Origin of the sequence: Microbacterium forte, from assembly GCF_031885415.1 — a bacterium.
Taxonomy (GTDB): Bacteria; Actinomycetota; Actinomycetes; order Actinomycetales; family Microbacteriaceae; genus Microbacterium; species Microbacterium forte.
The window spans coordinates 391,056-405,972 of record NZ_CP116871.1 but is presented as its reverse complement, the minus strand read 5'-3'; the positions used below and the strand labels follow the sequence as shown (position 1 = coordinate 405,972).

The following is a 14,917-nucleotide window of genomic DNA, read 5'->3' as shown; positions in this document are numbered from 1 at the left end:
TCAGGCATCGATCGATTCACGCGAGAGCCGGTCGGACGACTCGATGATGAACTCGCGACGAGGAGCGACCTCGTTGCCCATCAGCAGTTCGAAGACTCGGCCGGCCGCTTCGGCATCCTCCATGCGCACGCGGCGCAACAGGCGTCCGCCACGATCCATGGTGGTCGTGGCGAGCTGCTCCGCGTCCATCTCGCCGAGACCCTTGTACCGCTGGATCGGCTCATGCCAACGTTTGCCCGACTTGCGGAGCTTTGCAAGCAGCGCGTGCATCTCCTGCTCGCTGTAGGTGTAGATCGTCTCGTTGGGCTTGGAACCCGGGTTCATCACGATCACACGGTGCAGCGGTGGCACTGCGGCGAACACGCGACCGTGCTCGATGAGAGGACGCATGTACCGGTAGAACAGCGTGAGCAGCAGCGTGCGGATGTGAGCGCCGTCGACGTCGGCATCGCTCATCAGGATCACCTTGCCGTACCGTGCGGCGTCGATGTCGAAGCTGCGGCCCGAACCCGCGCCGATCACCTGGATGATCGAGGCGCACTCGGCGTTGGAGAGCATGTCGCCCACCGACGCCTTCTGCACGTTGAGGATCTTGCCGCGAATGGGCAGCAGCGCCTGGAACTCGCTGTTGCGGGCGTTCTTCGCGGTGCCGAGAGCGGAGTCGCCCTCGACGATGAACAGCTCGCTGCGCTCGACCTCGTTGGTGCGGCAGTCGACCAGCTTGGTCGGCAGCGTCGACGACTCGAGGGCGTTCTTGCGCCGCTGGGTCTCTTTATGGGCTCGCGCAGAGACGCGAGCCTTCATCTCGGCGACGACCTTGTCGAGCAGCTGCGTCGCCTGACTCTTGTCGTCGCGCTTGGTCGAGCTGAACCGCGCCGCGAGATCCTTGCGAAGCACCTGGGCGACGATCTGGCGCACGGCCGGCGTGCCGAGGATCTCCTTCGTCTGCCCCTCGAACTGCGGTTCGGGGACGTTCACCGTCAGCACAGCGGTGAGCCCCGCGAGGACGTCGTCCTTCTCGAGCTTGTCGTTGCTGCCGACCTTCAGTCGGCGTGCGTTCTGATCGACCTGCGAACGCAGCACCTTGAGCAGCTCCTGCTCGAAGCCCTGCTGGTGCGTGCCGCCCTTGGGCGTGGCGATGATGTTGACGAAGGACCGCGTGGTCGTGTCGTAGCCGGTGCCCCAGCGCATCGCGATGTCGACGGCGCAGACGCGCTCGACCTCGGTGGCGATCATGTGGCCGTCGGCCTGCAGAACCGGAACGGTCTCCTTGAACGTGCCTTCGCCCTGAATGCGCCAGGTGTCGGTGACGGGCGCGTCGTTCGCGAGGTACTCGACGAACTCCGAGATGCCGCCGTCGTACCGGTACGACGTCTCGATCGGCTGCCCCTCGACCTCCGAGCCGTTGGCCGCGCGCTCATCGCGGATCACGAGCTCCAGCCCCGGGACGAGGAAGGCCGTCTGACGCGCGCGGGTCACCAGATCGTTGAGCTGGAACGCAGCATCCTTCGTGAAGATCTGGTGATCCGCCCAGTAGCGGATGCGCGTGCCGCTCGTGCCGCGCGGCGCCTTGCCGACGACCCGGAGCTCGCTCTTGTCCCGGAACGGCGTGAACTTCGCGTCCGGTCGCTTCTCGCCGCTGTCGGCGAAGAGTCCGGGCTCGCCACGGTGGAACGACATCGCGTAGGTCTTGCCGCCGCGGTCGACCTCGACGTCGAGGCGCTCGGAGAGGGCATTGACGACGGAAGCTCCGACGCCGTGCAGACCGCCGGAAGCCGCGTAGGACCCGCCGCCGAACTTGCCGCCGGCGTGCAGCTTCGTGAAGACGACCTCGACGCCGGTCAAGCCCGTGCGCGGCTCGACGTCGACGGGGATGCCCCGGCCACGGTCGTGCACCTCGACGCTGCCGTCATCGTGCAGGATGATGTCGATCTTCGAGCCGTTGCCCGCGACGGCCTCGTCGACGGCGTTGTCGATGATCTCCCAGAGGCAGTGCATCAGGCCCGGGGATCCGTTCGAACCGATGTACATACCGGGACGCTTGCGGACGGCCTCGAGCCCTTCGAGCACCTGGAGATGATGGGCGGAATACTCGGCGGTCACAATCTCCGAGTCTATTCGCGATGCCCCGGCTGCAGCCGCAGACACTCCCCGCTAACCCCTGCGAGGCGTCCCACGCGTACGCGCTGAGCGAAACACGCCGCAAACCGGGCATGTGCACACCGTCAGCGTGGTTGTATTGAACACGCCCAACCAGCGAACCCGACACTCAAGGAGGCACCATGATGAACGCAACGACCGAACGTGAGACCTCCGCCGTCGAGTTCCGCCTGACCGCCATGGATCGCTGTGATTCATGTGGCGCTCAGGCCTACATCGCCGCCGAGGTCAACGGCTCCGAACTCCTCTTCTGCGCACACCACGGACGTAAGTACGAAGAGAAGCTCCGCAGCATCGCAACGAGCTGGCACGACGAGACCGCTCGCCTGATCGACTGATCAGCTGCGGTCACATCCGCCTCGGAGCCCGTCATCTGACGGGCTCCGCATTCGTTAAGGGGTGCTCACCCGTCGGATGCGAGCGGTGAGTCGGGTGAGGATCTCCTCACCGACGGTGTCGATGCGCTCGGCGAGGGTCGTCGCGCTCGACTCGCCATGATCTCCTGCGCCGAACATCCAGACCGAGTCGCCGATCCGCATTCCCGGCCACCCCTCGACCACCGAGGTCACCGCGTCGATGCGCAGAAGCTCGCGAGCCCCCGCGAGGGTGCCGACTCGGGCCCCTGCCAGCGTCGACGGGATGCCGTCGAATGCGCCGATGCCCACCACGGCATCACCGTCGACGATGTCGACGACCGTCGCAGTGAGCTCCGCGACCGGTGCCACCCCGGCAAGATCGGGGCCGTCCGCCGAACGGACGCCGTAGCAGAACGCTCCGATCCGCGACACCGAGCCGCGAAGCTCGGGGCGCCACCAGGACGCGGCGGATGCCGTCAGGTGCAGCGCCTCGGGTGTCGCACCCGACTGCTCCGCCACGCGCACGGCGTCGAGGAAAAGGGTCTGAGCCTCGTCGTCCTCGTCATCGCTCGCCTCGGCGAGATGGCTCCAGATTCCCACGAGCTCCAGGTGCCCTGCGGCCTCACCGGCGCGCACCTCGGCGATGGTGCGTTCCCACTCGGCCGGAAGCAGCCCGTTGCGATGCAGACCGGTGTCGATCTTCAGATGGATCCGCGCCCGCAGTCCCCGTCGCGCAGCCAGCGCCGTGATGCGCGACAGGTACTCCGCTGATCCGACTCCCAGGTCGATGCGTGCGCGCAACGCTTCGTCGACCTCGTCATCGGTCGAGGTGGCCCATGCGAAGATACGCCCCGTGTCACCCAGCACGCGTCTTGCCTCGACACCACTGCGGACGTCGTACGCCCCGTACCAGTCGACGCCCATTCCTCTCGCGGCCTCCACGGCCCAGCGCAGACCGTGACCGTAGGCGTCGTCTTTGAGCACGATCATCAGCGCCGACGGAGCGATGCGATCGCGCACGGCACGGATGTTCGACCTGAACCTCTCTATATCCACGCGCAGTTCCGGACGGCTCACGCCTCCCACCCCCGCTCCGCGTGGGAGCCTGCGACGGTGACGAGCTCGGCGATCGTGAGTCCTGTCACCGCGCCCCATCTCGCGAGGGAGGGAGCGGCAGGTCCGCGCCCTCCGAAATAGGTGGCATCGGCTCCGGTGGCGACGGAGGCAGTGCCTTGCAGATCGATCACGCACACGTCCATCGCGACGCGCCCGATGATCGGCCGTTGAACGCCCTCGATCTCGACGTGGGCGGCGTTGCCGAGAGCACGGACGATTCCCTGCGCGTATCCGCCGGTGACCAGTGCGGCAGTCGTATCGCGCGTCGCTCGATGCGTGTAGCCGTAGGAGACCGCGTCTCCGGCGGCCAGCGGCTTGGTGGAGAGCACTCTGCCGACCAGGCGCATCACCGGCCTCGTCCGCAGAGTTCCGTCAGGGTCAGGCAAACCGTAGAGCAGGAACGGGTCGATATCGGCATCGCCGTCCGTCACCGCGTCGATGCCCTCGAGCGCCAGCGCCTCCGCCTCGGTGGCGTAGTCGACCCGCACGGAGGCCGCTCCGGCCGCGACGACGGCGTGAGCGACAGCGAGCACTCCGTGCCCCCAGGCATCCCGGCGAAGGTCGGCCACGCGGCCCCCGGCGGCGACAGCGGCGGTCGATGCGGCCGCCAGCGCCGACCGCGAGATCATCGCGCGCGGACGAGAACTCGAAGTCTTCTCACACACGTTTCCAGCCTAGCTCCGCCTTCTCAGGATGCCCTGCGCACCCACCGTAGACTGGAGGGGACCCCGAACTTGGAGATCCATGTCACGCTTTTCCCTCGCGCCCCGCGTCCGCTACCTGCTGGCGCGCGCCCGCCGCATCGACGTCGCCTCGGTCATCGAGAGGGCCAAAGAGGCGTCATCTCAGCACGGCAAGGCGGTGCCGCTCGTGGTCGTCGACATGCTGTGGTCCGCCGGGCGACACAACGTCGGGTTCCAGGACTACATCGACTACGACTTCGCGATCCTCACCAAGGCGGAGCGCGACACGTTCATGACCCACCCGGTGTCGAACGAGATCTCCCAGAAGTACGACCACCCGGACTACCGCCACCTGTTCCACGACAAGGCGGAGTTCAACGCCGTCTTCGACGCATTCCTCAAGCGCGAATGGATGCTCATCACCGAGGGCAACGCAGACGAGCTGCGTGACTTTACCGAGCGCCAGGGGACGATCGTCGTCAAGGAGACCCACGGGCAGGCGGGCACCGGTGTGCACCGCTATCACGCCGCCGACGTCACCGACTGGGACGCGTTCCATGCCGAGCTCCTGTCGAAGAAGCAGGTTCTCGTCGAAGAGGTCATCCGCCAGCACGCCGATCTCGCGGCCGTCTGCCCCGGAACCGTCAACACCACGCGCATCACCGCGTTCTTCGATGGCGAGAAGACGCACATCCTCGCGATGGCTCAGAAGTTCGGACGCGGCGCGGTGAGCGACCAGATGAGCTTCGGCGGCTTCTACACGATGCTCGACGAGAGCGGTCACTCCGTGGGCTCCGGATACGACTCCCACGGTCACGTGCACGTCACGCACCCGGACTCCGGCTTCCCCATCGCCGACTTCCAGCTGCCGTTGATGGATGAGGTCCGCGAGTTCGTGGATCAGGTCGCTCGTGTCGTGCCGCAGATCCAGTACGTCGGCTGGGATGTCGTGGTCACCCCCGACGGTCCGGTTCTGGTCGAGGGCAACTGGGGTGCCGGCGTGTACGAGAACAAGCCGAGCGTCACCGGCATCCGCACAGGGCACAAGCCGCGCTATCAGGCCGCGATCGGATTCTGACCGCACGACAGGAATGCAGAAGGCCCGGATGCTGAGCATCCGGGCCTTCTTGCTGCGACGTGCGACTCGAGGAGGTCAGACCTCGCGGACGATGCCCATGGGCGTCGACTGCGTGGCCTGTCCGAGCGGGTTGTCGCCCAGGATCTGAACGAGTCGACGCTCGCCTGCCTTATCGAGCGTCGAACCGAGGATGTTGCCGCCGATGTCGTTGATGTCGACGACGGCCACTTCGAGGTTCCCACCGAGCATCTTCTTCAGGCGCACTGCGACCTCGCGCGGGTTCTTCGGGCCGAGCACGACTGCCTGGTTGTACGGCGGGATCGTGTTCTTCGTCGGGCCGTCGATCGCACGGGCCTTGTCGCCGGCGATGCGGTAGAAGTCGCCTCGGCGCCCGAAGGCCTTGGTGATGACCGAGACACCGGCAGCGAACAGGATCCGCAGGGTGCCGCACTCGCGCAGCGCCATCTCCATGGTCTCTGGCATTCCGAGACCGATCCCGTAGGAGGTGCGGACGACGTATCGCGAGAGGAAGCGTGCGAGAGGTCGCGGCGAGATCTCGTCGAGCCGGTACGACCGACCCTGCGTGATCGCCACGATCTTCTCGGTCACGAATAGCAGGTCGCCCGGCTGCACCGCATCCTTCGCGTACTCCATGACGACCGACTCGAGGTCGTCATCGGGCATGACGACGCGCGTCCGCAGGGGGATGCGCGCGTAGCTCTTGCCGTCGACGCTCGCCTCGAGCGCCTTGCCCTCGTTCGCCTGCATCACTCGAGGTAGTCCCGCAGCGACTGCGAGCGGCTCGGGTGGCGCAGCTTCGCCATCGTCTTCGACTCGATCTGACGGATGCGCTCACGCGTCACGCCGAACGTGTCACCGATCTGGTCGAGCGTCTTGGGCTGCCCGTCACCGAGTCCGAAGCGCATCCGGATGACACCGGCCTCGCGCTCGGACAGCGAGTCGAGCAGCTGCTCCAGCTGGCGCTGCAGCATCGTGAAGCCCACGGCATCGGCCGGGACCACGGCCTCGGTGTCCTCGATGAGGTCGCCGAACTCGCTGTCCCCGTCTTCACCGAGCGGAGTGTGCAGCGAGATCGGCTCGCGGCCGTACTTCTGCACCTCGACGACCTTCTCGGGCGTCATGTCCAGCTCGCGGCTGAGCTCTTCGGGCGTGGGTTCGCGACCCAGGTCCTGCAGCATCTGGCGCTGCACGCGGGCCAGCTTGTTGATGACCTCGACCATGTGCACCGGGATGCGGATCGTGCGGGCCTGGTCGGCCATGGCACGCGTGATCGCCTGACGGATCCACCAGGTGGCGTACGTCGAGAACTTGAAGCCCTTGGTGTAGTCGAACTTCTCGACCGCGCGGATCAGGCCGAGGTTGCCCTCCTGGATCAGGTCCAGGAACTGCATGCCGCGACCGGTGTAGCGCTTGGCGAGGGAGACGACGAGACGCAGGTTGGCACCCAGCAGGTGGCTCTTCGCACGCTGGCCGTCGCGGGCGACCCACTGCAGGTCGAGTCCGAGCTGGCTGGCCTTCTCGGCAGCAGTCATCGTGGAGAGCTTCTCCTCGGCGAACAGCCCGGCCTCGATGCGCATCGCGAGCTCGACCTCTTCGGCCGCGTTCAGCAGGGCGACCTTTCCGATCTGCTTCAGGTAGTCCTTGACAGGGTCGGCGGTCGCACCGGTGATCTGCGTCGAGTAGACGGGCACGTCTTCGTCGTCATTCGACGAGATGACGATGGCACCTGTCGGCAGAGGCTCAGTGAACTTCGGCTTCGAGTCCTCGTCGTCCTCGTCGGGCTCTGCGGCGGGAGGAGTCTCGTCGTCTTCGACGATGTCTTCGGCCTTCTTCTTCTTCGCGGGCGCGCGCTTGGCGGCGGCCCGCTGCGCTGCCGTCTTGGGGGCCGGCTTCTCAGCCGCCTCCTCGACGGGAGCGTCGACCTCGGGAGCGTCGGCGGTCTTCTTCGTCCGGGTCTTCTTCGTCGTGGCAGGAGTCACGTTTCGCCTTTCACGGGGCCGCTCGCAGGCCCCGGAGCATTTCGGACACTAGTAAGACCCTTGTCAAGTCAGATCTCCGGAAAGATCGATTGACAACGGGTCAGACTCCTAGTATCGCACACGTGTGGGCATGCCGGTGCAATCGCCCGAAGTTCGCGCCTTCGACGTCAGCCTCGACCCGGTTTGTCCTCGTCGCCGCTGGGGCGAGAGGCGAGATAGCGCTCGAGCTCTGCAGCCAGTTCGTCAGCGCTCGGCAGGTCGCGCTCGTTGAAACCACCCTCGTCGTACGACCCGTCCTCGGGGTCACGGCCGGCCATATAGGCGTCATACCGGCGCTCGAGCCCCTGCACCATCTGCTGCAGCTCGTCGTTGCCGATCACCTGATCATCGACGCGGGTGCGATAGTCCTCTCGGCGTTCCTGCACCTCGTCGAGCAGGATCACCAGGCCGGTCGCGGCCATCAGCTTCTCGGCCGCCGCGATCACGGCGTCGGGGTTCTCGGTCTCGGCGAGGTAGTGGGGCACCAGCAGCACGAAGCCGACGACCCGCTCGCCGTGCTCGGCGAAGCGGAACTCGAGGAGGTGGCCCGCGGTCGCCGGCACCTGCGTGCGCGGACGCCAGACGGAATGCGCCACGGTGAGCTCGCGCCTGTTGCCGCTCACAGTCGTGCCGATGGGGCGGGTGTGCGGCACGGGCATGGCGATCGAGTGCACCCAGTTGAGCCCTGACACCTCGAATTCGTCGGCGAGTTCGAGCACCGTGCGCGCGAACTCGTTCCACGCGAAATCGGGCTCGTACCCGGCGAGGAGGAGGAACTTCTGGCCGAGAGCATCGGTCGCGAGCGACAGTTCGAGCCGTGCGGGGCGGAACTCGGTCAGATGGTCCTGATCGAACGAGATCACCGGGCGACGCGCGCGGTAGTCGAGGAGCACGTCGTTGTCGAAGACCACGACCGGCTGGGGAGAGGTCGTCTCGCGCAGGTGCTCGATGAGCCCCGAGACGGCGTTGCCCGCGTCGGTGAAACCCGTGAGGAGCAGGACCAGGGGCAGTCCGCGCGGCACGACCGGCGCGTTCGCTACACGTTCATGTATCTCTCCGGAGAAGGGCATGAGTCAATGCTACGAGCAGCGTCGGACGGCCGGGCGGTGACCTTCAAGCTGAGAGCGAACACCCGCTCGGCGACCGGACACGCGGCCGACCTAGGATGGAGTCATGACGCTTCCCGCGCTCTCGCGCACCTCAGATCAATTCCCCGGAAGCGCTGCAGACGCCGCAGTGCTGGTCATCCCCGAGATCTCGGACTCGACGGAGTCGCTGAACGGCTATCCCGGACTCACCGAATCGCTGCAGGGCATCGGCTTCACCGGTTCGGCGTCCGCCTTCACCCGTGCCTATGCCCCCGAGGTGACGACTCTGCCGTTCGCCGTCGTCGGTGTCGGGCGCGCGCCGGACGCCCAGGCAGTGCGCAACGCGGTGGGCGCCGCTCTCCGTTCACTGACCGGCTTCGAGACGGTGTCCGTGGCATTGGCACCGGGCCTCGAGGAGTTCGCGGCAGCCGCCGCAGACGGTGCAGTGCTCGGCGCCTACCGGTTCGAGGGGTACCGCAAGGAATCGGGCAAGAGTCGCGCCTCCTCAGTCCTGTTGCACGCAGAACTCGACGACGCCGCCCTCTCCCGGTCGATCGCCGTCGGCGAGGCAGTGGCCCTGGTCAAGGACCTCGTGTTCGTCCCCGCCGAGTGGCAGAGCCCCACACAGCTCGCGCAGAGCGCGGCAGACAGTGTCTCGGGTCTGGCAGACGTCACCGTCGAGATCCTCGACGAGGACGCCCTCGCTGAGCAGGGATTCGGCGGCATCCTCGGCGTCGGTCAGGGCTCCGACAGGCCTCCGCGCCTCGTCCGACTCGACTATGCGCCCGCGAAGGCGACACGCCACATCGCCCTCGTCGGCAAGGGCATCACATTCGACACCGGCGGACTCTCGCTCAAGCCGGCAGCCTCGATGGTCGGGATGAAGTTCGACATGGCGGGCGCAGCGACGAGTGTCGCCGCGCTGCGCGCGATCGCCGCCCTCGGCCTGCCCGTGCACGTCACGGCCTGGCTCTGCATCACCGACAACATGCCCTCCGGGCGCGCACTGCGTCCCGGCGACGTCATCCGCATCCTCGACGGCACGACCGTCGAGGTCCCGAACACGGATGCCGAGGGCCGCCTGGTCATGGCCGACGGCCTCGTGGCCGCCAGCCGTGAGAACCCCGACGTCATCATCGACGTCGCTACTCTCACCGGCGCGATCGTCATGGCACTCGGACACCGTCACACCGGTGTGTTCGGTGACGACGCCGCGGTCGCCGAGTTCCTCACCGCCGCCGACGCAGCCGACGAACTGGCCTGGCACATGCCGCTCCCGGCGTACATGGAGGACTCGCTCGACTCCCCCATCGCCGACATGCAGAACGCCAACATGAGCGATCGCATGGGCGGGGCCTCGTATGCCGGGCTCTTCCTGCGCCGCTTCGTCGGCCGCGTCTCGGAAGAGAAGGACGCCCCCCGCATCCCCTGGGTGCACCTCGACATCGCCGGTTCCGGCGAGCACAACGGGGCGCCGTACGGGTTCACCGACAAGGGCCCCACAGGAGCGATGGTCCGATCGATCATCGCGTTCGCCGAAGCATCCCACAAGGAGGCATGACCATGACCACGCACACCTTCGACATCGTCGTCCTGGGCGGAGGCAGCGGCGGATACGCCGCCGCCCTGCGTGCGAGCGAACTCGGCAGGTCCGTCGCGCTCATCGAGAAGGACAAGGTCGGCGGCACGTGCCTGCACCGCGGCTGCATCCCGACGAAAGCGCTGCTGCACGCGGCAGAGGTCGCTGAGCATGTGCGAGATGCCGCGCATGTCGGCATCTCGGCGACTCTGGAGGGAATCGATCCCGCAGGTGTCCGCACCTACCGCGAGGGAATCGTCGCGAAGAAGTACAAGGGTCTCGAGGGCCTGGTGAAGGCTCGGGGCATCACGTCCGTCGCGGGCTTCGGCCGCCTGAACGCCGACCGCTCGGTGAGCGTGGGCGATGACGTGTACGTCGGCGCAGACGTGGTCCTCGCCACCGGCTCCTACAGCCGGACTCTTCCCGGGCTCGAGATCGGCGGCCGGATCCTCACCAGCGAGCAGGCGCTGTCGCTCGATGTCATCCCCGAGCGTGTGCTCGTGCTCGGCGGAGGCGTCATCGGCGTCGAGTTCGCGAGTGTGTGGCGCTCGTTCGGCACCGAGGTCACCATCATCGAGGCACTGCCCCACCTCGTCCCGAACGAGGACATCGCGATGAGCAAGGGACTCGAGCGGGCCTTCCGGCGCCGCGGAATCCAGTCTTCGCTCGGCGTCCGCTTCCAGAATGCGACTCAGGACGACAGCTCGGTCACCGTCACACTCGAGGACGGCAAGGAGTTCACCGCCGACTACCTGCTCGTCGCTGTGGGGCGCGGACCCGTCACGGCCGACCTCGGCTTCGAGGAGGCGGGGGTGACCCTCGACCGCGGCTTCGTCACCGTCGACGAGGATCTCCGGACCGGTGTCCCCGGAGTGTGGGCCGTCGGGGACATCACACCCGGGCTGCAGCTCGCGCACCGCGGGTTCCAGCAGGGCATCGCGGTCGCAGAACGCATCGCCGGGCTCTCCCCCGCACACGTTCCCGACATCCAGATCCCGAAGGTCACCTATTCGAGCCCCGAGGTCGCCTCCGTCGGCGTCACGGAAGAAGCGGCCGTCGCCGAGCACGGCGCGGATGCCGTGGTGGCGTACGAGTACAACCTCGCCGGGAACGGCAAGAGCGAGATCATCGGCACCGGCGGGCTCGTGAAGGTCGTCCGACGCAAAGACGGCCCGGTCATCGGCGTCCACATGCTCGGCGACCGTGTGGGCGAGCTCATCACCGAGGGCCAGCTGGCCGTCGCGTGGGAAGCCCACCCCGAGGACATCGCCCCCCTGATCCACGCGCATCCCACGCAGAGCGAGGCACTAGGAGAAGCCTTCCTCGCCCTCGCGGGAAAGCCGCTGCACGCCCTCTGAACACCAACCGGTGAACAGTTCACTAAGCTAGACACGCGTCATTTAACTTCCTGAAGGAGACTCAGTCATGAGCACATCCGTCGTCCTCCCCCCTCTCGGCGAGAGCGTCACAGAGGGCACCGTCACCCGCTGGCTCAAGCAGGTGGGAGACACCGTTCAGGCGGATGAGGGCCTGCTCGAGATCTCGACCGACAAGGTCGACACCGAGATCCCCTCTCCTGTCACCGGTGTGATCGAGGAGATCCTCGTCGCCGAGGACGAGACCATCGAGGTCGGCGCGCTGCTCGCGCGCATCGGCGACGGCAGCGCCTCCGCTCCGGCAGATGACGCCCCCGCGGCCGCTGCCCCCGCCGCTGAGGAGGTCCCCGAGCCGGCCGCGCCGCAGGCCGAGGCTCCCGCAGAGCCCGAAGCCGCTGCGCCCGCTGCCGCCGAGGCGGCTCCCGCGCCCGCACCCGCCGGCGACGCCACTGACATCGTCCTCCCGGAACTCGGCGAGAGCGTCACCGAAGGCACCGTCACGCGCTGGCTCAAGCAGATCGGCGACACGGTCGAGGTCGACGAGGCTCTGCTCGAGATCTCCACCGACAAGGTCGACACCGAGATCCCGTCGCCCGTCGCCGGTGTGCTGCAGGAGATCGTCGCAGCCGAAGACGAGACCGTCGAGGTGGGCGCTGTGCTCGCTCGTGTCGGCTCCGGAGCGGCCCCCGCGGCCGCACCGGCACAGGCACCCGCGCCCGCGGCAGAGGCCCCGGCTCCTGCCGGGCAGCCGTCTGCTGCCGAGGCGCCTGAGGCCAAGGAATCGGTCTCGGAGGCCCCCGTCGACAAGCCTGCAGAGCGGCCTGCCGCCGAGGCGCCCGTGGCGGCTCCCGCACAGGCGGCTCCGGAGCAGGCGACCGGCGGCGCCGCCGCGGCTCCGGCTCAGGCCGAGCAGAAGCTGTCACTCCCGACCGAGAGCGACAACCTGTACGTCACCCCGCTCGTGCGCCGCCTGGCCTCGCAGCAGGGCGTCGACCTCGCCAGCGTCACCGGCACCGGTGTCGGAGGACGCATCCGCAAGGAGGACGTCCTCAAGGCCGCCGAGAGCGCCTCGTCTGCACCCGCTGCAGCCGCCGCTCCTGCCGCACCGGCTCCGCTCGAGGTGTCGCCGCTGCGTGGCACCACGCAGCCGATGTCGCGTCTGCGCAAGGTGCTCGCAAAGCGCGCCGTCGAGTCGATGCAGCAGACGGCTCAGCTCACCACGGTGGTCGAGGTCGATGTGACCGCTCTCGCGGAGTACCGCGACAGCGTCAAGGGATCGTTCCTCGAGAAGACCGGCGACAAGCTGTCGTTCCTGCCGTTCTTCGCTCTGGCCGCCGCCGAGGCACTGCGCGCCTTCCCGATCGTGAACGCCACGGTCGACGGAGAGAACATCGTCTACCCGGAGTCCGAGAACGTGTCGATCGCCGTCGACACCGAGCGCGGTCTGCTCACGCCGGTCCTGCGCGATGCCGCGTCGAAGAACATCGCGGAGATCGCCCACGAGATCGCCGACCTCGCCGCGCGCACGCGTGACAACAAGCTGAAGCCCGACGAGCTCGCCGGCGGCACGTTCACGCTGACCAACACCGGTTCGCGTGGCGCGCTGTTCGACACCCCCGTCGTGTTCCTGCCGCAGTCCGCGATCCTCGGCACCGGAACGGTCGTCAAGCGTCCCGGTCTCGTCAAGGTCGGTGGAGCGGACGCGATCTCCGTGCGCTCGTATGTGTACCTCGCGCTCTCGTACGACCACCGCATCATCGACGGAGCCGACGCCGCCCGCTTCCTCGGCGCGGTGAAGGCCCGCCTCGAGTCGGCGCAGTTCGCCGCTCAGCTCGGAGCCTGACCACAGCATCACCCTGGCTGGTCCGCGACGTCATACACGTCGCGGACCAGCCATTTCTCTGCGATCCGTACGAGCACGACCATCCGTTCCCCACCTTCCGACGCCGCACCATCGCTGACGCCCTGAGACGGGGAGACCCGGATCACTGCGACGTCTCCGTACTCATCCACCGATTGAAGCTGCAGCGCTCCCTCGTTGCCGCCGCCCAACTCGTCGACGACACCGACAGATCCTTGAGCGACAGCACCGTCGCAGACCTTGTCCTCGTTCTCGCCGCAGATGCCGATCGCACTGATCAGCATCCGCGCCGCCTCCACGGGGTCCGTCGGGTCGGATCCGTCGCTCGGCGATCCCTCCCCCGGCGTCGGCGGATCCGGTGCGGGTGACATGGGCGTCGGCGATGAATCGGTGGAGACGCGGTGCACCTCCGTCGCGAGGGGAGTGCTCTTCGGCACGGCGGGGGCGCCTTCCCCGTCAGGCTCCCCCGTCGCCCCGCCGGGCCAGAGCAGCCCGCCGGCGAGCACCACTGCCGCCGCCGCAGCGGCGACGATCGTTCGTCGACCGCGTCTAACGGGAGCAGGTCTGCCAGCTGCGGTGCCGACGTCTGCCGACTCGGTTCGACGGACCGAGCGTTCGACGATGCCGGGCCCAGGTCTGCGTCCGAGCCGGAGGGCGACGCCGTCTCGATACCCGTTGAGGCTATGCACGATCCCACCGACGATTCGAGACGACAGTGCCCCGACTCCGCTGCGGTCCCTCGGCAGCGACGCGCGGGTTCTCAGATGGCGCCGCGCGACGGGCCGTGCCACGACCGCATGCCTCGCCGCATCGGTATGCCTTGCCAGCGCTGGCGCATGCACATCTCGCTTCAGCGGTTTCGGAGCCGCCGTGTCGAACAGCTCGGCCTCCCACCTCTCGAGCTGACGAGCCGGCATCCCCGGCCTTGCGATCTCGGCACCGAGCCCTTCCTCGATCACGACGAGCAGACGAGCTAGCGTGCGATCGGCACAATCCTCCCGCAACCGCGCCACGAGGGCAGCCGCCGCGGCTCGAGCAGTCTCGCCGGCACCGATCACGAACGTCGGTCGTCCGTCGTCCGTGAGCCACCACTCGCCGGTCTCATCGTGCCCCTCGGCTCTCGCGAGTTCGCCCAGACCGCGCAGGATGCTCGCCACGAGAGTGGTCATCTCTCCGGAGGCGAGCGAGGCATCGGCTGCGGCACGGCGTCCGACGAACGAGGAGACCCGCTCCGTGCACCACGGCAGAAGAACGTCATGCCCGTCGGATCGCCGCACGATGTCGAGCGGACCCGCGACGTGATCGTCTCCGGCGTGCTCCCACCCCGCCCACCCGCTGATCGACTCCGAGTCGACCTGCACGGCCACCGACCCGCCCCGGGTGACCAGCGTTCCTGCGTACGGTCCTTCGCCCGGGTCGATCCTCCTGATCGCGCGATGCGCACCCGGCACGAGCACCGCCCCTCGTGACCGCGCCTCTGTATCTGCCATCACCCCATGTCAGTGCATCGCACGGAGCCTGTGTGGGAGGGAGGCGGGATGTGGACGCTTCCGCGGGGATCGACGACCTGTGCAGAGGAGG

Annotated in this window: 12 protein-coding genes; 5 read left to right on the top strand and 7 right to left on the bottom strand. The window is 67.8% G+C overall.

Annotation, left to right across the window (positions count from 1 at the left end):
• Entirely contained in the window at nucleotides 1-2,103 is a 2,103-nt protein-coding gene (locus tag OB895_RS02095; RefSeq protein ID WP_079112877.1) for a DNA gyrase/topoisomerase IV subunit B, read from the bottom strand.
• A gap of 182 nt (nucleotides 2,104-2,285) precedes the next feature.
• Between OB895_RS02095 and OB895_RS02090 the strand changes: the two genes are divergently transcribed.
• A complete protein-coding gene (locus tag OB895_RS02090) occupies nucleotides 2,286-2,498 on the top strand; it encodes a DUF7455 domain-containing protein (RefSeq protein WP_042540282.1) in 213 nt (70 codons plus the stop codon).
• Nucleotides 2,499-2,552: 54 nt separating this feature from the next.
• Here OB895_RS02090 and OB895_RS02085 read toward each other — a convergent pair whose 3' ends face one another.
• Together OB895_RS02085 and OB895_RS02080 are read right to left on the bottom strand one after the other, a co-directional pair.
• Nucleotides 2,553-3,572: an alanine racemase gene (locus OB895_RS02085; protein WP_311878801.1), complete on the bottom strand. Its 1,020-nt coding sequence runs from the start codon at nucleotides 3,570-3,572 to the stop codon at nucleotides 2,553-2,555.
• 17 nt (nucleotides 3,573-3,589) lie between these two features.
• On the bottom strand, nucleotides 3,590-4,297 hold the full coding sequence (locus tag OB895_RS02080; RefSeq protein WP_228385508.1) for an alanine racemase: 708 nt from the start codon (nucleotides 4,295-4,297) through the stop codon (nucleotides 3,590-3,592).
• A 79-nt stretch (nucleotides 4,298-4,376) separates the two neighbouring features.
• Between OB895_RS02080 and OB895_RS02075 the strand changes: the two genes are divergently transcribed.
• Entirely contained in the window at nucleotides 4,377-5,393 is a 1,017-nt protein-coding gene (locus tag OB895_RS02075; protein ID WP_042540198.1) for a sugar-transfer associated ATP-grasp domain-containing protein, read from the top strand.
• Between the two features lie 75 nt (nucleotides 5,394-5,468).
• Here OB895_RS02075 and OB895_RS02070 read toward each other — a convergent pair whose 3' ends face one another.
• The 3 genes from OB895_RS02070 to OB895_RS02060 all read right to left on the bottom strand — a co-directional run bounded on the left by OB895_RS02070 (nucleotide 5,469) and on the right by OB895_RS02060 (nucleotide 8,502).
• Nucleotides 5,469-6,161, bottom strand: coding sequence for a coenzyme F420-0:L-glutamate ligase (locus OB895_RS02070; protein WP_194285925.1), 693 nt, complete (start codon nucleotides 6,159-6,161; stop codon nucleotides 5,469-5,471).
• Nucleotides 6,161-7,393 carry an RNA polymerase sigma factor gene (locus tag OB895_RS02065; protein WP_042540194.1) on the bottom strand — a complete coding sequence of 411 codons (1,233 nt, stop codon included), beginning with the start codon at nucleotides 7,391-7,393 and terminating at the stop codon, nucleotides 6,161-6,163. Before OB895_RS02065 ends, OB895_RS02070 begins: the two co-directional genes overlap by 1 nt.
• A 167-nt stretch (nucleotides 7,394-7,560) precedes the next feature.
• Nucleotides 7,561-8,502 (bottom strand): proteasome assembly chaperone family protein, encoded by a 942-nt coding sequence (locus OB895_RS02060; RefSeq protein WP_079112880.1) that lies wholly within the window; start codon nucleotides 8,500-8,502, stop codon nucleotides 7,561-7,563.
• 103 nt (nucleotides 8,503-8,605) lie between these two features.
• On the opposite strand from OB895_RS02060, the gene OB895_RS02055 reads away from it, so the two are divergent.
• From OB895_RS02055 to sucB, 3 genes are all read left to right on the top strand, one after another.
• Nucleotides 8,606-10,081, top strand: coding sequence for a leucyl aminopeptidase (locus tag OB895_RS02055; protein WP_079112881.1), 1,476 nt, complete (start codon nucleotides 8,606-8,608; stop codon nucleotides 10,079-10,081).
• A gap of 2 nt (nucleotides 10,082-10,083) precedes the next feature.
• The gene (gene lpdA, locus OB895_RS02050; protein ID WP_079112882.1) at nucleotides 10,084-11,457 is read left to right on the top strand and encodes a dihydrolipoyl dehydrogenase; all 1,374 of its coding nucleotides are present in this window, start codon (nucleotides 10,084-10,086) and stop codon (nucleotides 11,455-11,457) included.
• 67 nt (nucleotides 11,458-11,524) lie between these two features.
• Complete coding sequence (sucB, locus tag OB895_RS02045) at nucleotides 11,525-13,318, top strand: 2-oxoglutarate dehydrogenase, E2 component, dihydrolipoamide succinyltransferase (RefSeq protein WP_311878794.1); 1,794 nt, start codon at nucleotides 11,525-11,527, stop codon at nucleotides 13,316-13,318.
• An 8-nt stretch (nucleotides 13,319-13,326) separates the two neighbouring features.
• Here sucB and OB895_RS02040 read toward each other — a convergent pair whose 3' ends face one another.
• The gene (locus OB895_RS02040) at nucleotides 13,327-14,826 is read right to left on the bottom strand and encodes a hypothetical protein (RefSeq protein ID WP_153302188.1); all 1,500 of its coding nucleotides are present in this window, start codon (nucleotides 14,824-14,826) and stop codon (nucleotides 13,327-13,329) included.
• Nucleotides 14,827-14,917: the final 91 nt, after the last annotated feature.